The organism is Archangium sp., from assembly GCF_057119385.1.
Genome location: NZ_DBNGVP010000160.1, coordinates 44,847 through 54,287 on the forward strand (window position 1 = coordinate 44,847; position 9,441 = coordinate 54,287).

The following is a 9,441-nucleotide window of genomic DNA, read 5'->3' on the forward strand; positions in this document are numbered from 1 at the left end:
CCCCGCCTGATTCAAAGCCAGCCTTTTATATCCGGGTACTTCTCCAAGATGGCCAGGCATCTGGAGTCCAGATATCCGCGCTGGATGTAGTGTGCCGCATGGGGTCCCGTCGCGATCCGGATGAACCACACGAATACGCTGGCGAAACCGTTCTGGCAGACGTCTTCCTGGACCTGGAGTGCCCGCCTCCAATCACCTTGCGTGCAGAACTCATCGTAGTCCCGAAGCATCCGTCCGATGGCTCTCCATGCCGCCTGCCGCCCCCGCACCAGGTAATCGCGCTTGTTCAACCCGAACACCTCGATGCTCTCGGCCCCTCTGGGTGTCAGGTCGGCGATACGCCCGGTGACGGGCGACAACTCGAGGTGCTCCGTCGGCTCGTCCACGGTGGGATCGATCAACAAAGGCGCTCCGGAATCGTCCAGCGGAAACCGGGTTCGCTTGTGATTGCTGTTACAGTCGCCACACGCCAGCAGATAGTTGAGCCAGTCAAAGGTGCGCAGAGGATAGCGCGCCTTGGGCCAGAAGTGCTCGATGTCCTTGGCCGCGCTGTCCTCGCAATACATGCAGCGCTCCCGGCCCGGGGCCATGGCGCGGAGCGTGTCGCGAATCTCCCTGAACGCGGCCTTGTCCTTCCGCTCCCAGAGACGCCGTGCCTCGGCCGCTGGCTCCACCGCGGCGGCAATCTCTCCCGTCCGCTCCGCCAGCAGTACCAGGGTGCCTGGACTGAGGCCAGGTCTCTCCAGCTTCCTCATTCGTGATGCTCGTACTTGCGGAGGGTCCGCTCCACGAACTCGCTGTTCGTGTCCGGGAGCCTGGCCACGAGCACATCCAGCTCCTCCCGCTCCTGAGGGCTGAGGCTGTCTCGCAGCAGCCGCGCCTCGAGCCGCGCGACCCGGTCGCGGATCCGCTCCGACTCCTTCGAGTAGGGGTGGTCCAGCCCGAACAGCTCGGTGAGCACGGCCTCGTCCACGGTGCCATTCACGACCGTGCGGTAGACCTGCTCGGAGACGTGAGCGGCACCACCTGCCTCCTCATCCGCCGAGAGACGAATGAGCCCGTTGGGGTCCGCGGCCTGGCAGACGAACGGGCTGTGCGTGGTGACGATGAACTGGATGCGGGGGAAATGCTCCTTGAGCCAGAAGCCAATATCCTTCTGCCAGGAGGGGTGGAGGTGCTGTTCGAGCTCATCCACGAGCACGACTCCCGGATATGGGACCCTCCAAAGCCCCCGGTCCAGCTCCAACTTGAAATCCGGATAGGCCTCGCTCAGCAATCGGAGCAGATCCGTCACCAGGGCAGTCACGGTCCGGTAACCGTCGCTCATCTCCCACAGCGACAGTTCCAGGCCCCTCTGCCTCACCCAGAGCCCCTCGGGATTCACATCCACGATCTCGACCGAGCCTGGGAGGAGCCCATCATTGAGCAGCTTCTTGACCTCCTCGAGCAGTTGCCCCGCCTGGGGTTTCCCGTTGAGCGACAGGTAGTGGAGAGACTGGAGCCACTCGACGCTCTCCGCGAGATCCAGCTCGCCCCGGAAGAGCCCTGCGATCCGGGTCAGTCTGGGTGAGCCGATGACCTGCTGTGCCGTGGCGAGGCGTTGCGTCAATCGCCGGTGGGGACCGTAACCCGCCATGAACCAGCCCCGCCCCACCAGCCAGACCCATGCGTCCTTGGGCCTGGCCTTTCCGCTCATGTCCCAGGTGGTCTGAGTGACCGCGGAGGAGCCCATCAAGGACTCCCTGCTGTGGAGCTTGAGCTCGGCAACGAATTCCTTCTGGAGAGCGCCCAGTTCTTGAGAATCCCAGGAGTCCACCTGCTCATCCACGATCAGGGTCGCGGCGGCATGAGCACTCCTGGAGCCCCGTCTCATCCAGCTCGAGGGAGTCTGCTGGAACGTCAAGGTCGCATCCATCCCCGCGGCGGCCATGGCCATGGCCCTGAGGAACGTGGACTTCCCCGAGCCGTTGCGTCCGGCCACCACCGTCCATCCCGCGTAGCTGCCATCCGGTCGCGCCAGGTCCAACTCCACGCGGCGCTCGCCCTCGCCGAAGCCGCGGATGTTCTCCAGCATGATCTTCCGGATATACATACCTCACCCTCGCTCCCATGCTCCGGGTACAGCCCCACGTGCATCCTCGCTCTGCTTATACGGCATTGCACCCCCATGCACCTGATGAGCGAAGGACTTCACCCGGAGTCCCAGAACCCGGGCGTTCATCGGGGTTCGAATAAATCCCGCGTCCCCCCGTCTGATTCGGTGTTGACGGAAACGACCCCAACCCCAGGATGAACACCATGAACCGCATTTCTTCCGCGCTCGTCGCCTCCCTCCTTCTCGCCGGCAGCGCGCAGGCCCAGCAGTGGGGCGACCGGCGCGAGCGTGCCCAGGACCGTCACGAGGTCCGCACGGACAAGCGTGAGCTCCGGGATGACCGCCGTGACGTGGCCGAGCTCCAGGACGTGCTGGGACGCTTTGACCAGGCCTGGTCGCGGCAGGACGAGCGCGAGATGACGGCGGTGGAGGCGAGGCTGCGCGAGCTGCTGCGCAAGGAGCTGGCCGAGAGCCGCGCGGAGCTGGAGAAGGACAAGCGCGAGGTGCGCCGGAGCGACCGCGAGGTGCGCCGGGACCGCAACTGGGGCCGTGGGGCGGCGGATGACCGGCGCGACCGCCGGGACGACGTCCGGGACGCGCGCGTCGAGGCGGCCTCGCTGCAGACGCGAATGGCGATCGCCCGGGAGCTCCACTGGGTGATGGGCAACCGCAACTACGCGGACCTGCAGCGCGAGCGCAACCTCATCGTGCAGCTCATCCAGATCGCCCAGCAGGAGGTGCAGCAGACGAAGCAGGAGCTGCGCGAGGACCGCCGCGAGCGCCGCGAGGACCGTCGCGAGTCGCGTCAGCGCTGGTAGTGCGCCCCCCTCCCTCTCCCCTCGGGAGAGGGCCGGCCCTGCCCACTACATGGGAGGCAGGGACTTGCGGACGCTCTCGCGCGACTCCATGCGAGCGACCCAGGCCTTCACGTTCGGGAAGGCCTCGAGGTCCACGCCCATGGGGGTGCGCAGGAACAGGCCGGACACCAGGGAGAAGTCCGCGAGCGTCAGCTTGCCGCAGAGGAACTCCCTGCCCGCGAGCGCCTTCTCCAGCACGGCCAGGTCGCGGCGGACCTTCTCCATGCCGGCGGCGTACTTCGCCTCGTCCTTACCGCGGCCGAAGAACTTCGCGTAGACGGTCTCGCCCATCACCTCGTTGGTGGAGACGGAGAAGGTGGTGGCCTGCCACTGGAGCCACTGCTGCACCTGGGCCATGCCGCGCGCGTCGCCAGGCAGCAGCCCGCTCTCGGGCTTCCTGGCGGCCAGGTAGCAGAGGATGGCGTTGGACTCCCAGACACAGAAGCCGTCGTCCTCGACGAGCGTGGGCACCTTGCCGTTGGGGTTCTTCGCGAGGAACTCGGGCGACTTGTGCTCGCCCTTCATCATGTCGACGGTGACGAGCTCGACGGGCAGGCCCAGCTCGTGGATGACGGCGCGGACCTTGAAAGCGGCGCTGGAGAACGGGTGCTGGAAGAGCTTCATGGTGCTTCTCCTTGGGGAAGGGAGGGCGCCCCTATACGCCACCTCCCCGTCGGACGCGAGCCATGAGCGGGGCCCCCGTCCCTCCGGCTCCCGGGCGGGCGGGCAGGGGCGCCGAGCGCCCCGCGGATGACAGACACGGGCTCGGACAGCAGCCGGGCGGACACTGTATCGGCCGCACCCCCGACACAAAGGATGGAATCCGCCCGGGGACCGGTATTCTGTGCCCCTGCCCATGTCCAAGCCCTCCATCTTCCAGGTCCTTCGCAGCCCGCGCGCCTGGCTCCTCGTGGCGCTCGGCTTCGCCTCCGGTCTGCCCCTCCTCCTCGTGGGTGGCACCCTGTCCGCGTGGATGACCAACGAGGGCGTCAATCTCAAGACGATTGGCATCTTCACCCTCGTCTCCTCGCCCTACACCTTCAAGTTCATCTGGGCGCCGCTGATGGACCGCTTCGCCCTGCCCTTCCTGGGCCGGCGCCGCGGGTGGATGCTGCTCACGCAGGTGGGCCTCATGGGCGCCATCGCCGCCATGGGCCTCGTCAACCCCAAGGACGACCCCTTCACCATGGCGAGCCTCGCCCTGCTGGTGTCCTTCCTCTCCGCCAGCCAGGACGTCGTCTCCGACGCGTGGCGCACCGACACCCTCTCCGAGGCCGAGCGCGGCTTCGGCGTCGCCACCTTCGTCATGGGCTACCGCTTCGGGATGATCGCCTCCGGCGCCGTGGCCCTCAGCCTCTCGCAGTTCATCGGCTGGTCCCAGACGTATTGGATCATGGCCTCGCTCATGCTGGTGGGCGTGGTGGCCACGGTGCTCGCCCGCGAGCCCCAGGGCCAGCGTCCGCCGCGCACCCTCACCGAGGCCGCCGTCGTCCCCTTCGTCGACTACTTCCGCCGTGACGGCGCGCTGCTCGCCCTGCTCTTCCTGCTCCTCTACAAGCTGGGGGATGCCGTGGCCGGTGGCATGACCACGCCCTTCTTCCTCAAGCTGGGCTTCTCCAACCTGGAGGTCGGCACCATCAGCAAGGGCGTGGGCATGGCCGCCACCATCGCCGGCGCGCTCTTCGGCGGCGCGCTGCTCGCGAAGCTGGGCACCCGCCGCAGCCTCTTCATCTTCGGCGCGCTCCAGGCCCTCACCAACCTGACCTTCCTGGCGCTCGCGCTGGTGGGCAAGAACCACCTCATGCTGGCGGTGGCCATCTGCACGGACAACGTGTGCGGCGGCATGGCCACCACGGCCTTCGGCGCCTTCACCATGTCGCTGTGCAACAAGCGCTTCAGCGCCACCCAGTTCGCGCTGTTGTCCGCGCTGGCCAACTTCGGCGGCCGCATGCTCACCGCCACCTCCGGCTTCCTCGCCGAGGGCATGGGCTGGGCCGGCTTCTTCGGCCTCACCGTGGTGCTCGCCATCCCCGCGCTCGTGCTCCTCAAGTTCCTCCCCGAGGGCATCGCCACCCCCGTGGCCGAGCCGGAGCCCGCCCCCGCCGAGTTGAACTCCGCTCCCGCCGTGGCTCGCTGAGCCTGCGGGGGCGCTCCCGCCTCGCCGCCCGTCCGCCCTCCTGCCTGACCCGGCCGCTTCCTTGCGGCCAGGCGGGCACGTCATGACCGTTGGTGTTCGGAGGCATTGCATCATGGCGAACCAGGACAGACGGCCCCCCGCACAGCCCGCCGAGGACATGTTCGGACGCCCCACGGACGTGCGGCACGGCCAGGCGGAGCAGGAGCCCACCCGCGAGCAGCAGGGCGCCCACCAGATACCCCGGCACGAACCCCCCGACGCCTTCCACAAGCGCTGCGAGCAGGAGGCCCAGGACGAGGCCGATTGTGGCGGCGTGGGAGAGATTCCGGACGGCGACGGCGTGCGCAGTGACCTCGGGACCAATCCGCTTCCCGAGAGCTACTGGTCGGCCTACCCTGGCAAGAAGCCAGACGGGCGCTGACCGGCGGCTCGGCGCCCCCGCACTGTTCTGGCGGGAGAACAATCGTGGGCGCCTCCCTCGATGCCCTCGTGGCCATGACGGTGTTCGCCCGTGTCGTGGGGGCCCACTCCTTCTCGGGAGCGGCGGCCCGGCTCGGCCTGTCCAGGCCGGCGGTGAGCACCCGCGTGGCCGCGCTCGAGCGCCGGCTCGGCACGGAGAAGCGGCTCATCTGCGGGGCCCCGGCCTACTTCGCCCGGCGCGCGCCCCCGGCCACGCCGCACGAGCTGGCCGCGCACAACTGCCTGCGCCTGAAGGACAGCAAGTGGGACTTCCGGCTGGAGGGCCGCACCCCCGTCGTCCCCGTGTCGGGCACGCTCGTGGTGGATGACATCGCCGTGCTGCGCGAGGCCGCGCTCGAGGGCCTCGGGCTGGCGCGGCTGCCGCGCTCGCTCGTCGACGCGGACCTGCGCGAGGGCCGGCTGCGCTCGGTGCTCGAGGCGTACGCGCCCGAGCCGCTCGTCATCTCCCTCGTCTACCCGCAGCGCAAGCACATGCCCCAGCGGGTGCGCGTGTTCATCGACTTCATGACCGAGCACTTCCGCAAGGTGTTCCGCTCCCCGGATGACTGATTGCAAAATGCAACCAGTCGGAATATGACCCGGCCGCCCTTGCACAAGGCAAGTGGCCCGAACCCCCGGGGTCCCCCATGTCGCTCGTGGTCTACGGTCATCCGTTCTCCTCGTACACGCAGAAGGTGCTCATCGCGCTGTACGAGAACGGCACGCCTTTCGAGTTCCGCACCCTCGGGCCGGAGACACCGCAGCACTCCGCCGAGTGGCTGCGGCGCTGGCCGCTGCGCAAGTTCCCCCTGCTGGTGGACGGCGAGCGCGACGTCGCCGAGACCAGCATCATCATCGAGTACCTGCAGCTCGTGCACCCCGGGCCCGTGCGCCTGCTGCCCGCGGAGCCGATGGCCGCGTTGGACGTGCGCTTCCTCGACCGCTTCTTCGACCTGCATGTGATGAGCCCGGTGCAGCATGCGGTAGGCGGTGCGCTGACGGGAGATCCGGTGAAGCGCCGGGAAGGCGTGGCGTTCGCCGTGGAGAAGCTGGAACGCGCCTATGCGTGGCTCGAGGGGCAGCTCGCCGGCAGGACCTGGGCCGCGGGTGCGGACTTCACGCTGGCGGACTGCGCGGCCGCGCCCTCGCTGTTCTACGCGGACTGGACGCACCGGATCTCCGAGGCGTATCCCGTGCTGCGCGCCTACCGCGCGCGGTTGCTGACCCGCCCGTCCTTCGCGCGGGCGGTGGAGGAGGCGCGGCCGTTCCGTCCACTCTTCCCCCTGGGGGCGCCGGACCGGGATTGAGCTCAGGCCGCGGAAGCGGCGGGGGCTTCCTGGCCCTCGTCCTGCTTCCTCGCGGGCACGCCCAGGGCCATCATGCACGCGCCACTGGCGCACACGGCCATGACGGCGGCCATGGACTGGATGGCATTGCCGCACAGGTTCTCCACGAGCCGGCGCAGGGCCCGCGCATCCCAGCGGCCCTCCATCCGCTTCTCGCTCCGGAGGTGGAAGCGCTCTCCGTGGACGCGCGAGAGCTCCTCCGCAGACACCTCGAGGGGCAGCCCCTGGCCCGCGCGGATGCGGTTGGCGTCCAGCAGGTCGGTGATCATCTGGTCCGCGCGGTCGATGTTCTGCCGCACCCGGGCCGCCAGCGAGTAGACCTTGTCCGGCAGGTGGGGCTGGCGGGGGATGAGCTGGGCACTCATCTTCGCCGCCGTCAGCGGCGTGCGCAGGTCATGGCTGAGCGAGGACACGAACTGCTCGCGGTCCTCCCGCGACAGGCCGAGCAGCCGGGCGTAGTACGCGTTCACGTCGTCCCCGCTCGTCCACCAGTTCCATGGCCGTCCAGATTGGTCACCTGCATGACGAATCCAACAACTCCGGCCGGTACTCGAAGTGCATCGTGTCGTAGTGATACCAGCGCCCCCCCCAGATGAAGCCCTCGGCCTCGAAGGCATCCACGATGAGCTGGGGAATCTGGTTGGCCCAGCGCACGGGCGCCTTCGGCTTCGCCCACTCCCAGTAGTGCGAGCGCTTCACGTTCACGTCGATGGACACGCCGTACGAGTGGGCGCTCTGGCGGTTCGTGTGGGCGATCTTCCGCCACATGAAGGTGCCGCCCAGGTTCTTCAGGTAGGGCCGCAGGGAGGGCGTCTTCTTCACCTCCGCGTCGAGCCGTTTCGCCACGCGCTCGAAGGCCGGCGCCACCTTGCGGTTCACCTTCAGCCTCTGCCCGAGGAAGTCGATGTCCACCACGTCCACCCGGGCCTCGGTGGCGCCGTAGGCCGCGTGGAAGAGCGGGTCGAAGCGGATGCGCCCCGGGTCCTCGTTCTCGCGCGTGACGGGCCGGATGGGGCCGGGGACGTAGGGAATGGAGAAGGTGTCCTCCAGGTCCGGGGACTCGAGCTTCTCCTCGAAGGACTTCGTCCTGCCGTCGTCCCAGGGGTACGTGGTGCCCGCCAGTTTGACGTACCACGCGCCGTCCACCTGCACCGGCTCCACCGGGTACCACTTCGCCAGGCACGCCAGCGCGCGCGGAGGGGTGTCCGGCGCGGGTGCGGCGCCCAGAGCCAGCAGGAGCAGGCCGAGCACCGGGCTACTTCTTCTTGGCGGGAGTGCCGAACCGCTCGAGGGCCGCGGCGAAGCTCTTGCGCTCGGGGTTGAGCGGCGCGTTCAGCTGACGCTGCTCGCGCACGGAGGAGACGGGAGACTCCGGAGCGCCCTCCAGCGCCTCCTTGTCGAAACGGTCCTGGCCGCCGCCCACGCGGCGCAGGGGCTGCGTACCGTAGATGCGGCGATTGGGGTCTCTGCCAGCCATGGCGCTCCTCCGGGGGTCGGTGGTGTCCAAGCATAGGCCGGAGCGGACCGGACTTGCACGGGGGGCTCCGGCGTGTGTCTGGTAGCGTCGAGCGCATGCTCTCGGTCCTTCTGCTGATCGTCGCGACGCAGTTACCCTGCGTAGCGGGTGACTCCACCGCCATTTGTGATTGCAAGCAGGGCAGGCCCACGGGCTGCGCGGCCCTGGACACCCGGACGGCCACGGAGATCGCCCAGGCCCTCCGGGCCCTGAAGGTCGCGGAGGAAGAACAGCAGGCCAAGGCCGCCGGGGTTTCGGCCGAGGCAGCTTCCGAGGCGCCCGAGCCACCCGCCTGTACGGGCCAGCTGCACCACATCATCTCCAAGCCCATCTTCAAGGCGCTGGATAACCATCCCACGCTCATGGGCGTCTACGAGCCACGGGATCCCCGCTTCGTCACCCGGGCCGTGGACGAGAAGGCACATTGCGGCTATCAGGAATGGCACCGGAAGGTAGACAAAGAAGTCGTCAAATGGCTCAAGCAGTACAGGTCCGTGACGGCCAGCGAGTTCGAGGCCTACCTGCGCTCCATCTACAACCGTCCCGACATGCTCAAGAGGTTCCCCCTTGGCTTCTGACGCCCCTCCTCGTTTCTTCGTCCTCGATAACGCCATGGACTCCAGTCACGACACGGATTTCGAGAGGAGTGGAAGGACCATTGGCGAGGCCCCACGGTGCCATCTCTGCGGCTCCTTCATTGGGATGCGAGCGTGGCTGCCACCACGGCGCGGTGAACTGACGCTGTATGGCACGGCGTTCGGGGACTACGTCAATGGGCCCGGGAGTGGCCACCTCCTCTCCGCCCGCTTCGTGGAGGCCTTCCGCGCCGAGGGACTGACCGGGCTGTCTGACTTCGACCCGGTGGAAATCGTTCGCGTGCGCATCCGGCGGCGCAGCGCCCAGTCCAAGCTCCCCCCTCCCTACTTCCACACGGTCCCCATCTTCGGCGGCGCGGCGGTGGATGAGGCCAGGAGCCGCGTCCGGCGCCACAAGCCCATCGATTGCGACTGGTGCCGGGAGACCAACGTGCC

Annotated in this window: 13 protein-coding genes; 7 read left to right on the forward strand and 6 right to left on the reverse strand. The window is 68.4% G+C overall.

Annotation, left to right across the window (positions count from 1 at the left end; genetic code table 11):
• Nucleotides 1-11: 11 nt before the first annotated feature.
• The gene (locus AC16DP_RS38930; RefSeq protein WP_329733504.1) at nt 12-755 is read right to left on the reverse strand and encodes an HNH endonuclease family protein; all 744 of its coding nucleotides are present in this window, start codon (nt 753-755) and stop codon (nt 12-14) included.
• Nucleotides 752-2,092, reverse strand: a complete 1,341-nt coding sequence (locus tag AC16DP_RS38935; protein ID WP_329733503.1) for an AAA family ATPase — start codon at nt 2,090-2,092, stop codon at nt 752-754. The genes AC16DP_RS38930 and AC16DP_RS38935 overlap by 4 nt, the downstream gene beginning before the upstream one ends.
• Before the next feature lie 206 nt (nt 2,093-2,298).
• Between AC16DP_RS38935 and AC16DP_RS38940 the strand changes: the two genes are divergently transcribed.
• Nucleotides 2,299-2,913 carry a hypothetical protein gene (locus AC16DP_RS38940; protein WP_329733502.1) on the forward strand — a complete coding sequence of 205 codons (615 nt, stop codon included), beginning with the start codon at nt 2,299-2,301 and terminating at the stop codon, nt 2,911-2,913.
• 45 nt (nt 2,914-2,958) lie between these two features.
• On the opposite strand, the gene AC16DP_RS38945 is transcribed toward AC16DP_RS38940, so the two are convergent.
• On the reverse strand, nt 2,959-3,576 hold the full coding sequence (locus AC16DP_RS38945) for a glutathione S-transferase family protein (protein ID WP_329733501.1): 618 nt from the start codon (nt 3,574-3,576) through the stop codon (nt 2,959-2,961).
• A 232-nt stretch (nt 3,577-3,808) separates the two neighbouring features.
• On the opposite strand from AC16DP_RS38945, the gene AC16DP_RS38950 reads away from it, so the two are divergent.
• From AC16DP_RS38950 to AC16DP_RS38965, 4 genes are all read left to right on the forward strand, one after another.
• Nucleotides 3,809-5,089, forward strand: coding sequence for an AmpG family muropeptide MFS transporter (locus AC16DP_RS38950; protein ID WP_329733500.1), 1,281 nt, complete (start codon nt 3,809-3,811; stop codon nt 5,087-5,089).
• A 112-nt stretch (nt 5,090-5,201) separates the two neighbouring features.
• Entirely contained in the window at nt 5,202-5,510 is a 309-nt protein-coding gene (locus tag AC16DP_RS38955; protein WP_329733499.1) for a hypothetical protein, read from the forward strand.
• A gap of 44 nt (nt 5,511-5,554) precedes the next feature.
• Nucleotides 5,555-6,118, forward strand: a complete 564-nt coding sequence (locus AC16DP_RS38960; RefSeq protein ID WP_329733498.1) for a LysR family transcriptional regulator — start codon at nt 5,555-5,557, stop codon at nt 6,116-6,118.
• A 77-nt stretch (nt 6,119-6,195) separates the two neighbouring features.
• On the forward strand, nt 6,196-6,855 hold the full coding sequence (locus AC16DP_RS38965) for a glutathione S-transferase family protein (protein ID WP_329733497.1): 660 nt from the start codon (nt 6,196-6,198) through the stop codon (nt 6,853-6,855).
• 2 nt (nt 6,856-6,857) lie between these two features.
• On the opposite strand, the gene AC16DP_RS38970 is transcribed toward AC16DP_RS38965, so the two are convergent.
• Genes AC16DP_RS38970 through AC16DP_RS38980 form a run of 3 tightly spaced genes read right to left on the reverse strand, consistent with a single transcriptional unit; the run spans nt 6,858 to nt 8,371 of the window.
• Nucleotides 6,858-7,364, reverse strand: coding sequence for a sensor histidine kinase (locus tag AC16DP_RS38970; protein ID WP_329733496.1), 507 nt, complete (start codon nt 7,362-7,364; stop codon nt 6,858-6,860).
• 43 nt (nt 7,365-7,407) lie between these two features.
• Nucleotides 7,408-8,145, reverse strand: a complete 738-nt coding sequence (locus AC16DP_RS38975) for a M15 family metallopeptidase (RefSeq protein WP_329733495.1) — start codon at nt 8,143-8,145, stop codon at nt 7,408-7,410.
• A gap of 4 nt (nt 8,146-8,149) precedes the next feature.
• Nucleotides 8,150-8,371: a hypothetical protein gene (locus AC16DP_RS38980; protein WP_329733494.1), complete on the reverse strand. Its 222-nt coding sequence runs from the start codon at nt 8,369-8,371 to the stop codon at nt 8,150-8,152.
• A 95-nt stretch (nt 8,372-8,466) separates the two neighbouring features.
• Between AC16DP_RS38980 and AC16DP_RS38985 the strand changes: the two genes are divergently transcribed.
• A complete protein-coding gene (locus AC16DP_RS38985; RefSeq protein ID WP_329733493.1) occupies nt 8,467-8,988 on the forward strand; it encodes a Wall-associated protein precursor in 522 nt (173 codons plus the stop codon).
• The coding region (locus AC16DP_RS38990) for a hypothetical protein (protein WP_483956956.1) at nt 8,978-9,441 on the forward strand (464 nt) is incomplete at its 3' end. The genes AC16DP_RS38985 and AC16DP_RS38990, both read left to right, overlap by 11 nt.